Genomic DNA, 19,557 nt, shown 5'->3' with positions numbered 1-19,557 from the left:
AAAATGAGTCGTTTAAAACAGCACTCAGTCATTCCAGGCTTTTCTTTAAGCCTGGGATACACGCTGATGTATTTAAGTGTCATCGTACTGTTACCTATGGCGGCACTTCTCGCCAAGACGATGACATTAACATGGACACAATTTTGGTCTGTTGTGACTGATCCTCAGGTTGTCGCATCGTATAAGTTAACTTTTGGGGCATCGTTAGTTGCCGCACTAATTAATTTACTGTTTGGTGCCCTGGTAGCGTGGATACTTGTACGTTATGACTTTAAGGGAAAACGTATTATTGATGCGTTTATAGACTTACCTTTTGCTTTACCTACAGCGGTAGCAGGGATCGCCTTGGTAGCTATTTATGGACCAAATGGAGCCATCGGCAGTCGGTTATTAGAGTGGGAAATTAAAGTCGCTTACACCCCTATAGGAATTACTCTCGCACTAGTCTTTATTGGCTTCCCATTTGTTGTAAGAACAGTACAGCCAATATTAGAAGATTTCGAGAAGGAACTTGAAGAAGCTTCAGCTGCGTTAGGTGCACATCGCGGCTATACCTTTCGTAGAGTAATTTTACCTCACATCGTTCCGGCACTCTTAACAGGCTTCTCACTAGCATTTGCACGCGGTGTGGGAGAGTATGGCTCGGTCATTTTTATTGCTGGCAATATCCCTTATCTCACGGAGATAACTCCCTTACTCATTGTGACGAAATTGGAGCAATATGATTATGCAGGGGCGACGGCAATTGCATGTGCAATGTTGAGCTTTTCATTAGTCATGCTTTTATTCATCAACGTATTTCAAGGGTGGATTGAATATCGAGAAAAACGCATAAGTGGAGTAATAGAATAATGGCTAATGAAATTAACCATCCTGCTGTAATAGATAGACCCTCAATGACGGTAAATAAAGGTGCGACTACAGAGCCTATTTATATTCGACGATTATTGATCACAATAGGACTTATATTCATCGGGTTTTGTCTATTACTTCCATTAGGCATGGTTTTACTAGAGGCGTTTAGAGATGGATGGTCTTTGTATATTGCATCAATCACTGAGCCAGATGCGCTTTCAGCAATAAAGCTTACATTATTGGTTGCACTTATTGTCGTACCATTAAATGTTGTGTTTGGTATCGCTGCTTCATGGTGTATTGCTAAGTTTGAATTCACGGGTAAACGCTTTTTGTTAACGTTGATTGATTTACCTTTTTCAGTTAGCCCGGTTATCGCAGGTTTAGTTTTCGTTCTGCTATTTGGGTCTTCAGGTTGGTTTGGTGATACTTTATCAAAGTGGGGTATTCAAATTATTTTTTCAGTTCCTGGTATTGTGCTTGCAACTTTGTTCGTTACGTTCCCATTTGTTGCAAGGGAATTAATTCCACTTATGCAAAGCCAAGGCAGTGATGAAGAAGAAGCAGCACGTGTATTAGGCGGTTCTGGATGGACTATTTTTTATAGGATCACACTACCAAATATAAAGTGGGCTCTTTTATACGGCATTATATTGTGTAATGCCCGAGCAATGGGTGACTTTGGTGCTGTATCTGTGGTGTCAGGACACATTCGAGGATTAACGAATACTTTACCGCTGCATGTTGAAGTTGTTTATAACGAATACCAATTTACGGCTGCATTTGCATGCGCATCTCTTTTGGCGCTTCTAGCTATTATAACCCTCGTATTAAAAGAAATATTTAAAGGAAACTTGAATTATAAAGGTGTGAAGTCATGAGTATAGAAGTAAAAAACCTATTTAAGCATTTTGGCAATTTTACTGCATTAAATGACGTATCAGTGGTGTTTCCTGAAGGAGGGTTGGTTGCTCTGTTAGGGCCTTCCGGTTGCGGTAAAACAAGTTTACTGCGCGTCATTGCAGGTTTAGAAACACCTGATTCTGGACAAGTGTATTTAAACGGAGAAGATGTTGAAAGCAAAGGTATCCGTGAACGGCAGGTAGGGTTTGTTTTTCAACATTATGCTTTATTTAAGCACATGAGCGTGTTTGAAAATGTGGCATTTGGTTTACGTGCTAAACCTCGAAGTCAAAGAGTATCCGAGTCGGAAATTCAAAAGCGGGTAATGCAATTATTAGAATTAGTTCAACTTGATTGGTTAGCAGATCGTTATCCTGCACAATTATCGGGAGGTCAAAGGCAACGTGTAGCACTGGCAAGAGCTCTTGCTATTGAACCTCAATATTTACTTTTGGATGAACCATTTGGGGCATTAGATGCTAAAGTGCGCAAGGAGTTGCGAAGGTGGTTACGTAAGTTACATGATGAATTACATATAACTAGCTTATTTGTCACACATGACCAAGAAGAAGCGCTTGAAGTGGCTGATAAAGTTGTTTTAATGAATGAAGGAAGGATTGAGCAAATCGGTACGCCTGAAGAAGTATATGATAAACCAGCTTCAGAATTTGTATACCGATTTTTAGGCTCTTCAAATCGATTTAATGCGACTGCTTTGAAAGGTTTAACAGATGCAGGTGGAAAACCGATCGTGTCATCTATATTTGACCAAGAAAACATGCAAACAGTATATGCTAGGCCTCATGAAATCACATTATTGACTCACTGCTTAGAAGATAATTCGCTTAGTGCCAAAATTGAACGGTCCTTATCGATTGGTCCATTAACGAGACTTGAAATAAGGATCCCACAGTTAGATGAGTTAATAGAAGTTGAGTTACCTAGGCATGAATATCAATTAAAAGGGCTTAAAAGTGGCGATCAGGTGTGGTTAGAATTACCGCTTCTAACCTCTTTCCCATAAAAAATTGAGGTACCAATTAAGGGCAGGTTATGTGCCTGCTCATTGATACTTATTCAATACCTTTAAATTACCCTATAGAAAGAGGGGTATTCGGATACCTTAATTTACTGTTACGCGGTGCAGCTAAGAAATAAGCTATTGTTCATTGCGGTACGATAGAAATAACGATGCGGAAAGCCCTACCAGGCTGTCGCCAATAATCACGGCTTGTGTTTGTTTCATTGTGGTTTACTCATTCAGATAAGCTGTTTTAAATGCAAGGCAATGCAGAAGTACAGGAATCAAGGATCGAACACAGACTTCTGGCAATGCACATACATTCGCCAAAGTCGTGGTGCGCGGCCTGAAAAGACTGGATTGAGGCTATTATGACTAGCTGACCGGGGCTCACCAATAAAACCGGTCTACCATTTTAGAGATCGTAGATTTTAATCAGAAAAACCGTATTGGCGTTTAATCCAAGTAGTCTGGCCACGCCATATGGGCCTTTCACCCAACAATAGGTTGTGTCTAGCGCTTGGTAGATGGCCACCCGTAATGGTGTTATCCAATGTCTGAATACGTACAAGACCGGCAGTCAATAACTGTTGGCTTCTGATTGGCTTTCTATTTTCAATGAGTCCACCCCAGAGCCTTGTCCCGCGACAGCGTTAATCCTCCCTAAAATGATGGCACGTTCGAGCACTACCTCCATTTCCCGCATATTCACATTTAAATTCTAGTGTAATTTTTCTTGGCATTTCAATCTCTTTAGTTGTATTGAATAATATCTCTAACTAGGTCTCCCTGATAAGTCTTCCATTACACTTTGCACCGGCAACAGTATTTCACATAACTGTATGCTTCTTATTGGTAGCAAGTGTAGATGAATATGAGCGCAGATATGGCTTTAATACTGTGTCGCTAAATACGCCCCAGTTGTAATTCGATCTGCTGAAAATTCGCTAATCTAAAATACACTGTGTTATGGAAGTATTGTGACTGAGCTTACTATAGTGATAGTTTTAGCACCTCTTGATAAGGCTATATACCAATTTTACTATTTAACCTGAGGTTTGGATAAGGAATGTTCCAACTCATTGTTTCTAAAGCACAACTTAGTTTTTTCCTTGTCTAGCCAGAGAGTTTTAGGGAAAACACCGCTTCCGCGTCCTGCTCTCGCTAAGGTACCTACATCCTGTAGGCAAGGCGAATTTACGCACCAATAGCTGGCTATTGGAAGTGAATTCAACGCAGTTAGCGCTAAAACTGGCTGCTAGAAAGGCATTAATTATCCGCAGCTCAGGTTATTTATGTAGTTAATATCGGCTATCAGAATATATTCTGCTTCTAAGCCCTTGAACAGTAAAGTACTATCAGTTGTTTTTAGGAATAGGATTCTTCTTTTATGCCTGTTTAGAGTCGTTTATCGCATTTTAACTTTTGACATTAAGATGCTCTGACATTTGTTGAGCAACAAGCTGATAATGCTGATTTCTGGCATTAATTTCATCTTTTACTTTATTATAAGCTTGTTGTAGTAGAGATTTTGGATCCCAGTCATCTGCATCTGTCGAGCTAGTAAATTTGGCTAACCCTTGAAGCTCTTCTACGAGTGCTATTGCTATTAAGCCAAGTTCTGCATACTTTTCTATTCGAGCTTCAAAAAGCTCTTCAAAGTCAGGAGGATAAGAAGCGTACTCCCACGCGGCTCTGATATAGGCAATTGCATCATCAACTTGGCCAGATAATCTTAATATTTTATTAATCAAGTTTGTTGGTAAAGACTTCCAGTTAACATCGACTTTTATTTAGCGGCTCAAAATTAGGTGTTTTTACCTGAGGCGAAAGGCAACCTTTTTCATCTCTTTGAGCTTGGAAAAGGCCATCATCGTATGCTACCTCAAGGCATCCTGAAGTAAAACGTTCCAATAAGCAGCTGACCTGAATGGCTAAGTAAGTCTGGTCTTCTTTTTTCTTTTGCGCGATGAAACCACCAATCCTTCATTGTGGCTAATATAGCACCAATAATGACACCTACAAGACCAATAAGGGCTGCTTCTAATTTCATTTTTATTATTCCTAGTAAAACTTAAGCACCTTGCTGCAAAAGCCAACCTGGCAACAAGGTATTGTTTTGGTAACTTTGAAAATCAAATTCAGGCTGGATATTTCCTAAACACCCAATGCAAATTATCTTGGCTAGCGGGTATTAGTTCTGTTTTATTAAGAGACAACAGCCTTTGACCAGCGCTGCGAACGATAGACTCTGGTAAAAAATCACCGTATACAAATTCAGTTAAATGGTTTTCTATTTGCTGATAAACAGTGTAAGCACTATCAACGGGCACAAAACAAATCTGGCATTCATTTCCCTTGGTGCTGATAAACACTCGAAACTCATGGCCTCGCATCATCCCTAGATTTAGCTGCTCATATTCTGGTAAGTTTCCGATAAATTGGTGAATAGAACACACATTGATACTTCTCAATGCAGCTTTTGATTCATCATAAAGAGCTTCCCAATCACCCGCTTGATAAGATGATTTGGGAGATAATTGCTGGCCTTTATTGAAAGTAGCCAGAAATGTTTGCCAATTAGGCAATAAGGGTTTGAATGACTGGCTCTTAACCAAGCAAGCGGCTTGAAGTGGCGGCAAATCTCTTAATTGATATGGCAGACGCTTGACTGAATAAAGCAGATGGTTAGGATTTGCCAACAGTGACATATGCTGCACTATTGATATGACTTCGTACTCTCTTGATGTATTCCCCATGTTCATTTCGCTGTCATCAAAAAAATCAAAATGGTCATTTTGATATTCAACCAGAAATGCCAGATAACTATCACGGCAGGCACCAGGTCTCCCTTCTAAAGCAAAGGCATAAATGTTTCGTATGGACTCTTCCATATCAACTGCATCGCGAATGATTTGAATTATGGCGTCTTTGGAACCGTAGGTGGTACGAGGAAGTTTTTGTCGAACGACAGTTGCATTGGTGTTAGCTAACACCAACTCAATTGATGGTATGTTCATATTTTTTCCTTAGCACATTGGCACTCAGCCAAAGCATTATTAAGTGAGATTGTGTTGCGCCATCAGTACTCTGAAAAGCACTTGTTCAAAATATCAACACTTACCAACTGGGGCAATATTAACTTTACAGTTACACGCGTTCAGTTACAAAAAGCGCAGCGAGTGCGAGGCTCGGGATTAAAAGACTTGAAGTGAGCGAACCTGCCTTGAAATTTTTGGGTCGATACTTCCTGAATTTCAATTTGAAAAACATAGCACTTTGTTAGATGTCAGTATGTTTGCAGAGACTAATTTGTTATTCTTAAAATCTTTCTAATCACGACTAGCGTCGAGTTGATAAACCCCAAAATAATCGAATTGATCAGGTGAAATCATGTTAACAATCTCAAACTCAGTAACACTTGCAGATTGGGAAATTGAACTCAATGCGATAAGATCGGCTGGTAATGGAGGACAAAATGTCAATAAAGTTGCAACCGCAATACACCTGAGGTTCGATATTAAAAGGTCCACCCTACCTACATTTTATAAAGAGAGGTTATTAAAACTTTCGGATAGTCGCATTACTTCTGATGGCGTTATCATCATAAAGTCTATGGAATATAGAACTCAGTTACAAAATAAAGAGGCTGCTTTAGAGCGATTAAAAGAAATAATCTTATCAGCCACAATTGTGCAAAAAGTTCGAAGAGCTACGAAACCAACAAAAGCCTCTCAGCGACGTCGTGTAGATAGTAAAACTAAACGTGGGGCTGCTAAAGCTCTAAGAAAAAAAGTGAATTTTTAATTTACAGGTTTATTTTCGATTGTTACTTAAAATGTGATAGCCAGTACAGTAGGAAAATTGACATGGTAGACTTTTGATTTGTGGTTATTGACAAGATAAAGGGTATTTCAATGGTATCTGGGAAATTGTGCTTTAAGCACAATGACACCTTCTTTGGTAACTCTTGAGTCTTTAAGTGCAAGTAGCCGCGATTTGTAAAAATCAGGCAATGTTGAGCGGTTGATGTCAAACCTAAGATGAATGGCACTGGAGACTTTATTGACGTTTTGTCCACCCGCACCTTGTGCGCGAATAGCGGAAATATCGATTTCCCACTCTGCAAGCGTGACGTTATTTGAGATTTTAAGCATAGTCTTTTCAAGCCTCCGTTTGCCATTTTAGCAAAGTAACTGAAGGCTTGAAATAGCAGCAACGAGCACTGAAACTGATTATGCTGTACGAGTTGCAATAGCAGGTGGTACTTTTGCAGCAACCATTGCGGGGTAAGTAACAGCTAACTGACCAGCAACGAGCATAATAATCGCACCAACAATCAAATAATCACCGGGTACACTGGTGAGCCCAAAGTAATTAACCAAGTAAATATTTGCAGTGATTGCGATGATTATACCCAGAGTAATGCCAAATAAAGACACCACCGCATTTTCAATCATAAAGTAGCGTAGAATATCGGCCTGAGTCGCCCCGAGCGCGCGTCGAGTACCGATTTGCTTGCGACGTTTATGAACGGTGTATCTTGCCTGACCAAATATTCCTAACATAGTAACGCATGCCAACGCGGCAATTACCGCCTTTAATGTTTGGCTCACTGCATAATCGGCCTGCAAGTTCTCTGTCTTTATTTGTTCAAAGGACTTAAACGCATCAACCTGGCGACCAGGCTTTTTAAGTAATAATGCTTGAACTTCAGCCATTGCTGTTTCTCGCTGGTCTGGTTTCGCTCTAACAACAATAATTGTTTCTTCATAATGCTCTCTAATAGATCCAATCACAGTCATATCGTACGCATACCAGAACCGCCAAGGAGACTTCATAGTTTCAACGATACCCACAACCTTTTGCGGTACAGATTCAACATAAATAGTTTCTCCAACCACGCTACGCCAATCATTCGGGCGAATTTTATGCGCTAAAGCTTGCGAGACTAAAACACTTGCGGACTCAGAGTGACCATCAAAGTATTTGTGTATCACGTCATTATATTTAAAATTTCTTCCTGCTACGACACGCAATCCGAGTGTATCAACGATGGTGTCATCCGAACCATAGTAGCCTGCGTGAGTTATCCTTTCATCTTCCTCAGGGGTGAAACCAACATCTAGTGAGCGACCCCAATTAGTAAGCGGCATACTAGTAATCGTACTTGCACTCTCAACACTGGCTAACGCACGAATGTCTGCAAGATCAGTATCAAGCGCCGCATTTTTTTCTTCATCAGTACCTTCAAGATTAGTGCTAAAACTAAACAACTGCTGCTCCGTAAGCCCAGTAGGCTTTGTCAGTTCTTGCTCTTTAATTACCATCATATATATGGTGTTTACTAGAATGGTAAATGTCAGCGCAATCTGCAGGACGAGCAACAATGGCGATGTTTTATTTTTGCTTAAAGTTTTTAAAATTGGCAATAAATCTCTCATTGGAAGACTCCTACAGGCATTTCAGCTGACTTGATGGCTGAACTTTTGCCGCACGTAGCGTCGGTAGCAAGCCAAAAGTAACCGCACTTATTACCGCAAGTACAATCGTCATAACAACAATACTTAGTGTCATTTCCAACATTTCAGCATATAAGTGACTATACAACTGCGCAGTTATACTCAACCCAATCTGAGCCAATATCAAGCCTAACACCCCTCCCACTAAGCCAATAATGAAGGTTTCAACAGTAAATTGAGCGATAATATGTTGCTTTGAAGCACCAACAGCCCTGCGAAGCCCAACCTCGCCAGACCTAGCATGGAACTTGGCAACCATCATAGCCATACAGTTCAGTAAACAAACAATCAGAAATGCAAATGCCAACCAAACCGCCACATTGCCATCATCCTTAATGATTTTTCTTTCAATAAGCTGCTCTTTAACATTGAATAGTTGATGTAGAGGTTCTCGTAAAAACCGGCCATATTCTCTTTGTTCCATCGAATAGTTAACCAAAAAGTCCATATATTGATTTCTCGCTGCGGCTGAGCTTAACTCTACCCAATATGAGACCCAAACACATTCAGATGCCAAAATAGCCGAAAAAGAGTCATCAGCGGGTTCTTTCCAACACTGGTAAGAAACATCAGAGCTAGTCCAATGTTGATTATTTATCTGTGCCTGAAATGGAATAATAATGTCCCTTGGTTTATTAAAGGCACGGGTCCTGTTGTCAAAAAATTTGGGAACTGGATACCAATCGTCTGTCACTCCAACGACGCGGTATTGCAAATCACCTATCAGCAACGACTTACCTATTGAGTTTTCTCCATTAAATAACTTGTTATTTAATTCATCGCTTATTACAGCAACTTGCAGACCGTCTTTGTCAGCAGTCTCATCCCATGCACCTCCAAATTTAAATGGCACCTCAAACATACCGAACATGTCACGATAAGCACTTCTTATTAACGTCATCTTTGCATCAGTAATAGGCTGCTCGGTCGCTCGAGACATCATCTTGAAACTAGCAAGAGGTGTTTGCCTCACACCACGTTTAGCATTTTGCAAATTTATCGCATCTTGGTAGCTAAGAATAAAAGGCGGGACTTCCTTTCCTTGAGAAATATTGAAAGGTTTATCAGGTCCATAACTATTTAGGCGAACATTAAACAGTTTGTCGCTTTTAGAAGGAATAGGGTCTTTTGCCAATAAATAACTAACCGTATAAGTCGTCATTGCAGCACCTATTCCAACGGCAATTGTGACCACCATTAAAAATGATAAAAACGGCGTTTTTCGCAATGAAATAAGTGCCAATTTAAGATAGTAGCCAAACATAACTTATCCCTAAGCAATCGCTTTGTTACAGTGTTTACGCTCAATTATCACGCCATCACGGATCTCAATAATGCGCTGTGCTTTGGCTGCTTGATGCGTATCGTGCGTTACCATCACTACACTCGTTCCTTGTGTATTAATATCCATGAGCAATTCCATAATACTATCTGCCATTTTGCTATCTAAATTACCCGTTGGTTCGTCAGCAAGTAAAAATGAAGGTTTACCAGCTATTGCACGAGCAATCGCGACCCTTTGCTGTTGACCTCCTGATAGTTGCGATGGGTAATGCTCCTTACGTGAGGCAAGGCCCACCTTATTCAACGCATCCATGATCCTTTCATGACGTTCTTTTGAAGATAATTTACGATAGCGAAGAGGCATATCAACATTGTCGTAAAGATTGAGGTCTGGAAGTAAGTTAAAGCTCTGGAAAATAAAACCGATCTTTTCATTACGTAGTTTAGATTTAGCTTTGTCACTTAACTTTTCAACATTGATGCCATCTAGCTCATAACTCCCGTCACAAAAATCCTCTAACAGACCTGTAATGTTTAAAAAAGTCGTTTTTCCTGAACCCGATGGGCCGACTACTGAAACAAACTCCCCCTGCTCTATACGTAAGTCAAATGGCTGCAAGGCTTGAGTTTTTATTGTATCGGTATAGTAAGCTTTGGATAAGTGACGCATGGATAGCATATTACAGCTCCTTATTGAATTATTTTCACACTGGGAGCGTCTTTAAAGATTCGCGCGTCAGAGGTAATCACCTGATCGCCAACATTAAGCCCCGAAAGTACTTCTACTTGCCCAATACTTCTTAATCCGATTTGTATTGGTGTTTTTATTGCAGAACCCTCTTTTACTACGTAAGCAAACTGTCCGTTATAGGCTTCTATGTATTGCCCGTGTGGTAGATAGGCAATATTTTGCTTTTGTTCAATCACAATTCGACTCGTTAACCTTTGGTTCTGCCTTAACCCCTGAATGGTGTCGTCTTTAAATCGAATTTTCCCTTCAACTCGACCATTTTCAATTTCTGGAGAGATAGCAACTATTTCTCCACTATACACTTCTCCATTAAGACTTATCTCAGCCAACATTCCCAGCGCAAGGTCGTCTGAATAGCTTTCTGGGATTTGCACCTCTATCTCATACTTTGAGAGATCCACCACACTAAGTAATGGCTGATTTTTGGCGACTGTATTTTTTTGCTCTACCGTCAAGTTACCAACTAATCCACCTACCGGCGAAAGTACTTTTAAAGCAGCAACTTGCCTCTGAAGCTCCACCACTTTTACTTTTTGCGCCTCAAACTCTAACTCTTTGGTACGGATCTCAAATTTTTGGCTTTCTTTTTGTAACTCCACTTCTTTAATTGCTAGGCGATATTCACGCTCTGCGTTTTCGAGATCATCTTTGGCTTTTTGATAGTCAATGTCACTTACAACTTGCGTTTTCAAACCGTTCTCAGAACGGCGCATCTCCCGCTTTGCTGCATTTAACACAACAGTCGCTTTACCTAAATAATTCTCTTGTGCTAAGTCTTGCTTTTTGGCTTGAATAATTTGCCTTTGAAGTTCCGTTTCTAACTTGTTTAACTGTGCTTGATGTTGTGCAAATTCGCTTTTCAACTCAGGACTATCTAGAACGGCGAGGACTTGTCCTTCCACCACACTGTCACCAGACTCTACCAAGTAGGTAACCGTTCCCTGAGCAGGGCTATATATAGTGGGGCGCCGCGCTGCCACGACTTTACCTTGAACAGAAATATCGCGGATGAAGTCACCTCGCTTCACTGATGCTATGTGAACTTTATCGCTAGAAACAGCTGTTTGACCGCTTGCCCACTGTGTAAAAATGGGGGTCATAAAAAAAACAGCAATTAATATAAAAATACCAATTACTATTATGAATAATCTATTTTTCTTTGGTCTTTCAACCACCGAGTCTTGAGCGCTCGTATCTGGAATATAGGCCATGAAATAATCCTTTTACCACTGCCTTAGCTATTGAGTACTATGTATTTTTGGAGCATTATTACTAACTATTCCACCACAATCACATCTCTTCGTTTAATTATTAGAAGCCAACAATTTAATACCAAAGCATGAATTATCTAGCGAAGTAGACCTCAAAAGCTTAAAACAAATCTGGTAACCTGAGTGCCTAAACCTTACACAAAGCCAAGACTAATGTCACGAGAAATAAAACATTTTGTTAACTATTTGGTTTGATTTTTGACAACCTCTAAGTACCGACTCTCGATAAACTTTTTTTCTTTAGACAAGTGCTCTAATGCTTCTCGCGTTTGTTCCAACTCTTTTTGGATAGCCTGAAGCTTTGGCCCATCTTCTACTTCTTGCTCTTGCACCATTAGCTGTTGCAAAGCCTGATTTTGTTCGGCTATTTGTCGTTTGTATTCATTAATCGTTAGAGACATATCTTGACGCTCCTTCTCAAAGGTAGCGACCAATTGCTCCAATTCTTGCTCGGACGTACCTCCCATCGCTTTAGAAGCTTCCAACTGCTGCTTTAATGTGTCATTTTCTTTTTGTAATTCCTCTGTAGATTCATATTGGTCATAAAGTTTTCTTCTTGTTTGCTTCAGTCGCTCTAAACTCTTCGACAGATCCCCCCTAAGTTTCTTTATTAATCGATGCGACTTAAGTAGCTTACTGTTTAAATCGTCCATGCGAGTTTGTTCTTCGGTCGAGATATGATCCTGTGTAGAGCGTTTAACCTCTGCTAATTGCTGCTCTAAATGGACTTGTAAATTAGCCAACTCTTGAATGGTATGTTGATTATCTTCAACAAACTTCATCGACTTATTTATCGCTTCGCGACAATGTTGGAGTAGATACTGTTGCTCTGGGTTGGATGTCCCAGATCCACCAGCAGCCTTTGCAAAGAGCCTAAACTCTCGGAGGATTAACAGCAAAATATAGAACCAAAAAGCCAATATCAGCAGCCCGATATTTACCGTCATATAGATAAATACATCAATTGGTAGTTTACCTAGAAACATATTGCACACTCATTATTTTCTTACTTTCATTTTAGTATTGGTTAAAAATCGTGCCTATAATAAATCTATATTTTTCAATAAAGTGGTAATTTGTGAAGATATTGCTCGTGGATGACAGTGCGGCAACACTTGAGATTATTCGTCGCGGTTTAGTACGTTTTAGATATCGCAAGTTGTTGATAAAGAAAGCACAAAGTGCAAAAGAAGCCCTGAAAATCATCGGCTCTTGGCATCCTGATATTGTATTAACTGACTGGCATATGCCTGATATTTCGGGACTCGCATTAGTTAAAGCTATCAAACAGAAACAACTGGGTGTGACCATGGCAATGGTAACCACTGTCGACGACCGCGAGCAAATAAAGCTAGCCCTTGATTACGGAGCGGCATTTGTGCTGTCTAAACCATTTGCAGATGATGACCTCCACAATAAAATCATGCCCTTGGTCAAAGCCGCAGAGGAAAGCTCAAAAACAAGGGAAATTCATACTCTGCACAAAGGCGTTCCTTTGCCTCAAGTTGGACAACTTGAAAAACTTATGAATAAACATATCGACACTGAACTGAGGCTCTATCAGATTAATCAAATGGAGTATGATCCTGATAACCTGCCTTGCGTCATGGTTGCATACGAGGATCCTAGTAGTCAGAAGGTACGCGCAATAGGGATATTTGATGTGTATTCAGTTTGTGTGCTCGCCGCTTCCACTGGAAATTTAACAGATCAGGCAGGATTTGAAGCCATTCATCAACACCAGATCACAGAGCACATGTTAACCGCTTGCCACTCAGCATTAAACTCAACTTCTTATGCGTTTTTAGATGGAATAACAAGAAGAAGTCTAAGAGTAAAAGCCCTACAGCTAGTCACTAAACCTTTTCCTAAATTGAAGCGTCTGTATAAAACTGCTTCAAATATGAGGATAGATATATGCTGCCAACGCCCAAACATGGCGCAAGGGAAAATCCTATTGGTCGGACTTTTAAGCTAGTGCTTTTAACAAGACCCCCGGATCGCTGATCCCGGCTTCTTTTAGCGCTTCTTGAATATTTTTCGTCAACTCAACAACTTGGCTCTGCATGCGCAGTATAAATTCAAGTTTTTGTGTCACCAACTCAGCTTTCATTTCATCAGAATAAGAGTCACTTGCCTTTAATTCATCAAGTAATTTTTGTTCCTCTTTAATTTTTTCTCTTAACTCTTCGAGCTTTTCAACCATTTTTTGGATATGCGGAGGCAGTGCGGCTTCTTCTTGCTCTTCCTTTACCTCTTCTCCAGACAATTTAGACATATCTTCTTCAGATAACCTAAGAGGCCTGGGCGAGTTCGTCTCTTCAACTTTGGCTTCCTGCTCATTCTGACTCGTAGCTGATTGAATTGGGGAGTGAATTAAAAAGTTAACGTTCATTGTTGTTTGGCCAACATGATTCCTTTGACCTACATATCGGTAATTTATCGAATATCTTTAGTAAAAAATTGCGCGGCATCCTTGCCGCTGCAAGTGCTTGGGAATGGAATCACTCAGCCTCAAAAACTAACTGAGCTTAAAATAATTCTGTTTTAAGATTTGCTTACAATTGCTTAATGCACGGTTTAACGCTTGCAGCAGGGTTTTACCTTTGGTCTTAACCTTTAACGTCGGTAATCCAGGTAACAAAAGCTCAACTTGGCATAAGGTAAGCCTGCCAACCTGCTTATCCACCTGTTTTTCAATTCGTACATTTATCTTTCGAATATTGTTTGTATAACCACTTAACGCTGCATTTATCGCTTTAGTGAAAACCACTTTACTTGACACCGCTATAGGTTCATTTACACCAACAAGGTTCAGTTTCATCATTACCTCAGACAATCGCATCAAATATTACTGTATTGGAAACTTAGAATGACTCGAATATCAAAGCGTTTTCGCTACATTCTCTCAACTTATACTTGCGCCGTGAGATCAAATCTACTAATGTTCACCAAAAGAGAAAAGCTGATTATATCTAACCTAAAGTAAGATTTTTACGAACAATATGAATATAAACTTCAATCACCTTTACTATTTTTGGCAAGTAAGCAATGAAGGCAGTATTGCTGGTGCAAGCAAAGTCCTTCATTTGACACCTCAAACAATTAGTGCGCAACTATCTAGTTTGGAAGCACGCCTTGGGAAACCTCTATTCATAAGAGAAGGAAGAGGTCTCAGATTGACTGACTTCGGCATTTTAACCAAACAGTATGCGGATGATATGTTTTCGATTGCAAAAGAGTGGTTGGAGACAACACAAGATGGCGCAACAGCTATACATCGTACATTAAAAGTTGGTATTTCTGATGCGATTCCAAAATCATTGGTTTCAAAGTGGCTTGCTCCACTGATAGAAAATGAGCAAGTTGCCAATTTACATTGTATTGACGGTCAACAATCAGAATTGCTAGCTCAGATGGCCATGCATAAGCTCGATATCGTGCTTGCAGATAAGCCACTTGATAGTCACCTTCCTTTTAATGTTTTTTGCCACGAGATTGGAAAAAGTCAAATTGGCTTATATGGTTCAGCTTCAAACAGTGAGCAACTCAGTGCAAATTATCCAAAATCGTTACAAGATCAGTCGCTCATTCTTCCAGCAAAGCACAGCCCTGTAACTAACTCGATTCAATTTTGGCTCCAAGAGCAAAATATAGAAATTAAAGTGGCTGGTCATGTAGATGATAGTGCTTTAATGAAAGCATTAGGCCAACAAGGATTCGGTATCTTCCCAGCTCCGCTGTCAATACAATCAGAATTGAAGCGCCATTATGATGTAAACCTTATAGGCACAATTGAAAGTGCATACCAAAATTACTACGCCTTCACACCAGACAGATTGATTAAGGACTCCATTTTTAACGAGTTTGTAAACTTTGCGAAGGGCATCAGCTGACTTAAAGTGTCAGCTTATGTTGGACTGTAAAAGAGAAGATAAATTCTGCTTATATCGCCTTGATAGATGAAGTGAGTCGCCATTTTCCAAAATAACATCGTAATCACCATTATCTCTTGTTTTAAGTTCACTAATTGCATTCAAATTAACGAGTGAAGACTTGTGGATCCTAGAGAAGCCAAACATCTTTAAATTTTTTTCCATCGCAGACATGGTATCCCGATGAAGTATTGAGCGCTGCCTATTTATCAAATGGAGCTCAACATAATTACCGGCACCTCCAACCCAAGCCAGTTCTTCAACTTTAATAACATGAATATGCCCGGAGTCTTTCACTATTAGTCGTTGATTTGGCATGTACTCAGAGGTTAGCTCCTGAGGACTTGAGAATACGGTATGAAGTATGTTCTCAATAAGCGTATCTGTCTTATCTCGCCCTTCAAGAGACATCACTGTACAAGAACTGAGTTTGGTATCTGTAGTGATCTTTATAGTCGAAACAGATGAGAACTTTTTCGCGATCAATTCTTGCTTTTTGGGATCACTTTCAAACGAAGAATCTATTAACAAACAGTCTATTTCACCCGACTCAATAGTTTCCAAAATATCAACAAACGTTTGATAGTAAACAAACTGGGAACAAACAGCGACTTCCTTTAACTTTGTACTCATTTCAACGCCAAGCGCAGACAAATAGCAGGGAATCAAGATTGTCACTTTTTTCATTCATCACCTTAAAGACATCAACAGGTTAACAAAGATACTAATACTTTGTATCTCATTTCACAATAGTTAACAAATAATTGTTATAGATTGTCACAGTGTAATTCGCAAATTAAATTTGATCTTTTTTTTAACTCCTGTCGTCACTACTTTCCGTCACCTTACGTATCTCAACTGGCATATTCCCGACTTCCGACATAGCCTCCTCGTGATACTAATAAGCCTTTGTGATGAGTTAGCAAGCTCGCCAAAGGTATCCAAAACAAACCTATCAGGGGATATCATGAAACAATTCAAGCGTTCTAAGTTAAGTATGCTTATAACTTCTGCGTGCCTAATCGGTGGAAGTTTGAGCATTCAAGCGTCAGCTGAAGAAGCTGCAGATGGTGCTAATGACGAAGTCGAAAGAATTTCTATTACGGGCTCTCGTATTCAGCGTGTCGCGTTAACGGCAAAAACACCTGTTATCGAACTAGACGGTACTGAATTTGCTATATCTGGTAACTTAAACGTCGAGCAGAAGCTTGCCGAGTTACCACTAACAGTTCCTTCTTTCGGACCAAGCTCAAATAACCCTGGTGATGGTACCGCGCGAGTAAATTTACGTGGTCTAGGTGATGAGCGTACCCTTGTTCTTGTTAATGGTCGCCGCTGGGTACCAGCAACACAAACAGGTGTTGTCGACTTAAACACTATTCCTGCTTCTCTTATCGAAGGTGTAGACATCATTACCGGTGGTGCAGGTGCGGTATATGGCTCTGATGCACTAGCAGGTGTTGTAAACTTTCGATTGAAAGACGACTTCGAAGGCGCTGAAATCTCTGCGTTATACGACATCACTGAAGAAGGCGACGGGGAAAAGTTCAACACAGACCTCACCCTGGGTGGAAACTTTGCCGATGGTAAAGGCAACGCCACTATTTATTTCGGTTACGCTAAACGTGAATCAATCTTCCAAGGCGACAGAGACTTTACTAACGTAACGCTCACTGAAGGCGATACAGGTTTAGTGCCTGGTGGGTCATCTGGTATTCCTGGGACAAGAATATTTGCAGGCCCTACACTTCCTAATGGTACAACTCTAGGTCGTTTTGGTCCAAATGGTGAAGGCCTACCATATACATCAGCCGATGCATTTAACTATGCCCCTGATAACTACCTACAACTACCACAAGAGCGTTTAACACTTAACTCTTTTGCACACTATTACATCAATGATGACACACGCTTATATAGTGAACTATCTTTCATTCGCAACGAAGTGCCATCACAACTAGCTCCGACTCCAGCGTTCGTAAATGGCTTGGTGGTTAACCCTGACAGTCCATACTTCGGTGCAGACGTTCAAGCCGCAATGAAAGCATTGGTGCCAGAACTCGATGATGACGGTGAACCAACTGGCAATATGGTTAGTCAGCTTGACGCCGATGGTAACTTTACATTCGCTACAATCGGTCGTCGTATGGTTGAAAACGGTCCACGTCAATCGATTGATACACGTAATGCGATGCGAGTGTTGATAGGTGTTGATGGCTTTATTGGTGACTGGGCATACAACGCTTACTACAGCCGCTCTGAGCTGGACCGCTCTAACCTACTTAATAACGACGTTTCTGAAACGCGCTTCAGACAAGCTATTTTAGTAACTGACGATGGTAGTGCATGTCAAGACACGTCAGGTGGCTGTGCACCATTGAACATCTTCGGTGAAGGCAATATTTCACAAGCAGCGATTGATTTTATCAACGTCGGGGCATCTAACGTAACAAATATTAAGCAAGAAATTTTCCACATCGATTTTGCTGGTGAGCTACCATTTACTGTACCATCTGCTGATATGCCAATTGGTTTTGTAATTGGCTACGAAAGCCGTTTTGATGATTCACGCTTCCGCCCTGATGAGTTCTTAGCATCCGGTGATGTTTTGGGCTTTAACGCTGGCGAGCCAACAGTTGGTAGTTATAGCGTTGATGAAATATTCACAGAGATTGATATCCCGCTAGTAACTGATGCAGCATTTGCTGAAGACATTACACTTTGGTTTGCGGGACGTCTTTCTGACTATTCAAACATTGGTAATGCATCTTCATTTGCAACAACTATAAACTGGAAAGTGAATGAATACGTATCTTTCCGAGCTGGTTATCAAGAATCTGTACGTGCGCCTAATATCTCAGAACTATTCCAAGGCGCAGCAAATGGTTTCCCTAGCGCAACCGATCCATGTAGCGTAGACGGTTTTGTAGAAGGAAAAACAGATAGAGCTCTTTGTGAGGCTCACGGCGTTTCAGCTTCTCAAGTTGGCGTATTTGAGCAAGCAAACGCGCAAATCGAAGGTAGCTTCGGTGGTAATCCAGACCTGAAAGAAGAAACATCAGAAACCGTTACTCTCGGTCTTGTTATTACACCAACCGAAAACTTTGACATTACAATCGATTACTTCGATATCACGATTGATGATGCAATCGATGTACTAGGTGGTGGCGTAAACAATATTCTGGATGTTTGTTACAATCAACTTAAAGATCCTAACTCTGAATACTGTCAAGCAATTACTCGTCGTCCTGACGGTAACGTAGACCTTGTTACAGCGCTAAACGCGAACATCGCGTCGCTAGGAACCAAAGGCTATGACGTTAACTTCAACTGGACCACAGAGCTTGGCTTTGGTATCGGTGAAAATGGTTCAACACTGAACATTAACTCTAAGAACACAATCTTGGATGAGTTCTTCAGAACGCCAAGCGTTGGCTTCACAGAAACTAATTACTGTGCTGGTAAATTTGGTAATACTTGTGGTATACCACGTCCTGAGTTCCAAAGTAATAACCGCTTTACATGGACTTCAGGTGATTTGAGCATAGCGGCGCTAGTTCGATATATGAGCGAAGTTGATGAAGATACTGGCGAAAACGAAATTGTGCCTATATCTAAAGCAGAATGGTACCTTGACCTTAGTGCGAGCTACCACTTCACAGATCACCTACAAGCAACATTTGGTATCAAGAATGTGTTAGACACAGAGCCAACACCACTAGGTGACGCTCAACAGCAAGCAAATACATTCCCAGAGTTGTATGACGTAATAGGTCCTCGCTACTTCTTAAGCGCTGTGTACACGTTCTAATCCACTAATACAGAAAACAAGGGAGCTTCTGCTCCCTTTTCAGTTATTTGTGTAATAGTTTTTTTATTCACAGCAGGTTACTAAGTTTTAAATCAAGCTCGCTGAAAGATTGATTAATCCTAACAAAACTTCAAGCAGCGTCACTTGGCTCGCAACTAGATAAAGTTTGACTAAGATAAAGAGTATGCAGCTCAGCCTAATTGA

18 protein-coding genes and 1 pseudogene are annotated in these 19,557 nt (G+C 40.5%); 7 read left to right on the top strand and 12 right to left on the bottom strand.

The window, feature by feature from the left end; genetic code table 11:
* The first annotated feature begins 3 nt into the window (after nt 1–3).
* Genes cysT through QSH61_RS21865 form a run of 3 tightly spaced genes read left to right on the top strand, consistent with a single transcriptional unit; the run spans nt 4 to nt 2,782 of the window.
* The gene (cysT, locus tag QSH61_RS21875; RefSeq protein WP_206471837.1) at nt 4–852 is read left to right on the top strand and encodes a sulfate ABC transporter permease subunit CysT; all 849 of its coding nucleotides are present in this window, start codon (nt 4–6) and stop codon (nt 850–852) included.
* A complete protein-coding gene (gene cysW, locus QSH61_RS21870; protein WP_010603932.1) occupies nt 852–1,736 on the top strand; it encodes a sulfate ABC transporter permease subunit CysW in 885 nt (294 codons plus the stop codon). The genes cysT and cysW overlap by 1 nt, the downstream gene beginning before the upstream one ends.
* Nucleotides 1,733–2,782: a sulfate/molybdate ABC transporter ATP-binding protein gene (locus QSH61_RS21865; RefSeq protein WP_010603933.1), complete on the top strand. Its 1,050-nt coding sequence runs from the start codon at nt 1,733–1,735 to the stop codon at nt 2,780–2,782. Before cysW ends, QSH61_RS21865 begins: the two co-directional genes overlap by 4 nt.
* Nucleotides 2,783–4,197: 1,415 nt before the next feature.
* Here the strand turns inward: QSH61_RS21865 and QSH61_RS21860 are convergent.
* The 3 genes from QSH61_RS21860 to QSH61_RS21850 all read right to left on the bottom strand — a co-directional run bounded on the left by QSH61_RS21860 (nt 4,198) and on the right by QSH61_RS21850 (nt 5,799).
* Nucleotides 4,198–4,533, bottom strand: a complete 336-nt coding sequence (locus QSH61_RS21860) for a hypothetical protein (protein ID WP_206471730.1) — start codon at nt 4,531–4,533, stop codon at nt 4,198–4,200.
* Nucleotides 4,534–4,664: 131 nt separating this feature from the next.
* Nucleotides 4,665–4,832: a hypothetical protein gene (locus QSH61_RS21855; RefSeq protein WP_206471729.1), complete on the bottom strand. Its 168-nt coding sequence runs from the start codon at nt 4,830–4,832 to the stop codon at nt 4,665–4,667.
* 88 nt (nt 4,833–4,920) lie between these two features.
* On the bottom strand, nt 4,921–5,799 hold the full coding sequence (locus QSH61_RS21850; protein WP_206471728.1) for a hypothetical protein: 879 nt from the start codon (nt 5,797–5,799) through the stop codon (nt 4,921–4,923).
* Between the two features lie 373 nt (nt 5,800–6,172).
* Between QSH61_RS21850 and arfB (QSH61_RS21845) the strand changes: the two genes are divergently transcribed.
* Nucleotides 6,173–6,586, top strand: a complete 414-nt coding sequence (gene arfB / locus QSH61_RS21845) for an alternative ribosome rescue aminoacyl-tRNA hydrolase ArfB (RefSeq protein ID WP_206471727.1) — start codon at nt 6,173–6,175, stop codon at nt 6,584–6,586.
* Nucleotides 6,587–6,702: 116 nt separating this feature from the next.
* On the opposite strand, the pseudogene arfB (QSH61_RS21840) reads toward arfB (QSH61_RS21845), so the two are convergent.
* The 6 genes and pseudogenes from arfB (QSH61_RS21840) to QSH61_RS21815 form a co-directional block, all read right to left on the bottom strand.
* A pseudogene (gene arfB / locus QSH61_RS21840) lies at nt 6,703–6,936 on the bottom strand (alternative ribosome rescue aminoacyl-tRNA hydrolase ArfB); the annotation flags it as partial.
* A gap of 78 nt (nt 6,937–7,014) precedes the next feature.
* The gene (locus QSH61_RS21835) at nt 7,015–8,223 is read right to left on the bottom strand and encodes an ABC transporter permease (RefSeq protein ID WP_206471726.1); all 1,209 of its coding nucleotides are present in this window, start codon (nt 8,221–8,223) and stop codon (nt 7,015–7,017) included.
* A gap of 10 nt (nt 8,224–8,233) precedes the next feature.
* Nucleotides 8,234–9,565, bottom strand: coding sequence for an ABC transporter permease (locus tag QSH61_RS21830; RefSeq protein WP_206471725.1), 1,332 nt, complete (start codon nt 9,563–9,565; stop codon nt 8,234–8,236).
* A 9-nt stretch (nt 9,566–9,574) separates the two neighbouring features.
* On the bottom strand, nt 9,575–10,264 hold the full coding sequence (locus tag QSH61_RS21825) for an ABC transporter ATP-binding protein (protein WP_010603940.1): 690 nt from the start codon (nt 10,262–10,264) through the stop codon (nt 9,575–9,577).
* A gap of 11 nt (nt 10,265–10,275) precedes the next feature.
* A complete protein-coding gene (locus tag QSH61_RS21820) occupies nt 10,276–11,547 on the bottom strand; it encodes an efflux RND transporter periplasmic adaptor subunit (RefSeq protein ID WP_010603941.1) in 1,272 nt (423 codons plus the stop codon).
* A 242-nt stretch (nt 11,548–11,789) separates the two neighbouring features.
* Nucleotides 11,790–12,593 carry a GumC domain-containing protein gene (locus tag QSH61_RS21815; protein ID WP_206471724.1) on the bottom strand — a complete coding sequence of 268 codons (804 nt, stop codon included), beginning with the start codon at nt 12,591–12,593 and terminating at the stop codon, nt 11,790–11,792.
* Nucleotides 12,594–12,685: 92 nt separating this feature from the next.
* Here QSH61_RS21815 and QSH61_RS21810 point away from each other — a divergent pair, with 92 nt between their 5' ends.
* Nucleotides 12,686–13,585 carry a response regulator gene (locus tag QSH61_RS21810; RefSeq protein ID WP_010603943.1) on the top strand — a complete coding sequence of 300 codons (900 nt, stop codon included), beginning with the start codon at nt 12,686–12,688 and terminating at the stop codon, nt 13,583–13,585.
* Here QSH61_RS21810 and QSH61_RS21805 read toward each other — a convergent pair.
* Together QSH61_RS21805 and QSH61_RS21800 are read right to left on the bottom strand one after the other, a co-directional pair.
* Nucleotides 13,577–14,002, bottom strand: a complete 426-nt coding sequence (locus QSH61_RS21805; RefSeq protein WP_010603944.1) for a hypothetical protein — start codon at nt 14,000–14,002, stop codon at nt 13,577–13,579. The genes QSH61_RS21810 and QSH61_RS21805 overlap by 9 nt on opposite strands.
* A 126-nt stretch (nt 14,003–14,128) precedes the next feature.
* Nucleotides 14,129–14,434: a hypothetical protein gene (locus tag QSH61_RS21800; RefSeq protein WP_227388010.1), complete on the bottom strand. Its 306-nt coding sequence runs from the start codon at nt 14,432–14,434 to the stop codon at nt 14,129–14,131.
* A 178-nt stretch (nt 14,435–14,612) separates the two neighbouring features.
* On the opposite strand from QSH61_RS21800, the gene nhaR reads away from it, so the two are divergent.
* Nucleotides 14,613–15,503, top strand: a complete 891-nt coding sequence (nhaR, locus tag QSH61_RS21795; RefSeq protein ID WP_010603946.1) for a transcriptional activator NhaR — start codon at nt 14,613–14,615, stop codon at nt 15,501–15,503.
* A gap of 9 nt (nt 15,504–15,512) precedes the next feature.
* Here nhaR and QSH61_RS21790 read toward each other — a convergent pair whose 3' ends face one another.
* Nucleotides 15,513–16,229 carry a LytR/AlgR family response regulator transcription factor gene (locus QSH61_RS21790; RefSeq protein WP_010603947.1) on the bottom strand — a complete coding sequence of 239 codons (717 nt, stop codon included), beginning with the start codon at nt 16,227–16,229 and terminating at the stop codon, nt 15,513–15,515.
* 280 nt (nt 16,230–16,509) lie between these two features.
* Between QSH61_RS21790 and QSH61_RS21785 the strand changes: the two genes are divergently transcribed.
* On the top strand, nt 16,510–19,353 hold the full coding sequence (locus tag QSH61_RS21785) for a TonB-dependent receptor domain-containing protein (protein WP_206471723.1): 2,844 nt from the start codon (nt 16,510–16,512) through the stop codon (nt 19,351–19,353).
* Nucleotides 19,354–19,557 lie beyond the last annotated feature (204 nt).

Origin of the sequence: Pseudoalteromonas sp. JC3, assembly GCF_030291895.1 — a bacterium.
In the GTDB taxonomy this organism is placed as follows: Bacteria; Pseudomonadota; Gammaproteobacteria; order Enterobacterales; family Alteromonadaceae; genus Pseudoalteromonas.
The sequence above is the reverse complement of the archived record's forward strand: the minus strand, read 5'-3'. Positions and strand labels throughout refer to the sequence as shown.

Bases quoted from the DNA above. Each gene is read 5' to 3' on its own strand.
- cysT (WP_206471837.1), top strand. From the start codon at position 4: ATGAGTCGTTTAAAACAGCACTCAGTCATTCCAGGCTTTTCTTTAAGC.
- cysW (WP_010603932.1), top strand. From the start codon at position 852: ATGGCTAATGAAATTAACCATCCTGCTGTAATAGATAGACCCTCAATG.
- QSH61_RS21865 (WP_010603933.1), top strand. From the start codon at position 1,733: ATGAGTATAGAAGTAAAAAACCTATTTAAGCATTTTGGCAATTTTACT.
- QSH61_RS21855 (WP_206471729.1), bottom strand. From the start codon at position 4,832: ATGAAATTAGAAGCAGCCCTTATTGGTCTTGTAGGTGTCATTATTGGT.
- QSH61_RS21850 (WP_206471728.1), bottom strand. From the start codon at position 5,799: ATGAACATACCATCAATTGAGTTGGTGTTAGCTAACACCAATGCAACT.
- arfB (WP_206471727.1), top strand. From the start codon at position 6,173: ATGTTAACAATCTCAAACTCAGTAACACTTGCAGATTGGGAAATTGAA.
- QSH61_RS21835 (WP_206471726.1), bottom strand. From the start codon at position 8,223: ATGAGAGATTTATTGCCAATTTTAAAAACTTTAAGCAAAAATAAAACA.
- QSH61_RS21830 (WP_206471725.1), bottom strand. From the start codon at position 9,565: ATGTTTGGCTACTATCTTAAATTGGCACTTATTTCATTGCGAAAAACG.
- QSH61_RS21825 (WP_010603940.1), bottom strand. From the start codon at position 10,264: ATGCTATCCATGCGTCACTTATCCAAAGCTTACTATACCGATACAATA.
- QSH61_RS21820 (WP_010603941.1), bottom strand. From the start codon at position 11,547: ATGGCCTATATTCCAGATACGAGCGCTCAAGACTCGGTGGTTGAAAGA.
- QSH61_RS21815 (WP_206471724.1), bottom strand. From the start codon at position 12,593: ATGTTTCTAGGTAAACTACCAATTGATGTATTTATCTATATGACGGTA.
- QSH61_RS21805 (WP_010603944.1), bottom strand. From the start codon at position 14,002: ATGAACGTTAACTTTTTAATTCACTCCCCAATTCAATCAGCTACGAGT.
- QSH61_RS21800 (WP_227388010.1), bottom strand. From the start codon at position 14,434: ATGATGAAACTGAACCTTGTTGGTGTAAATGAACCTATAGCGGTGTCA.
- nhaR (WP_010603946.1), top strand. From the start codon at position 14,613: ATGAATATAAACTTCAATCACCTTTACTATTTTTGGCAAGTAAGCAAT.
- QSH61_RS21790 (WP_010603947.1), bottom strand. From the start codon at position 16,229: ATGAAAAAAGTGACAATCTTGATTCCCTGCTATTTGTCTGCGCTTGGC.
- QSH61_RS21785 (WP_206471723.1), top strand. From the start codon at position 16,510: ATGAAACAATTCAAGCGTTCTAAGTTAAGTATGCTTATAACTTCTGCG.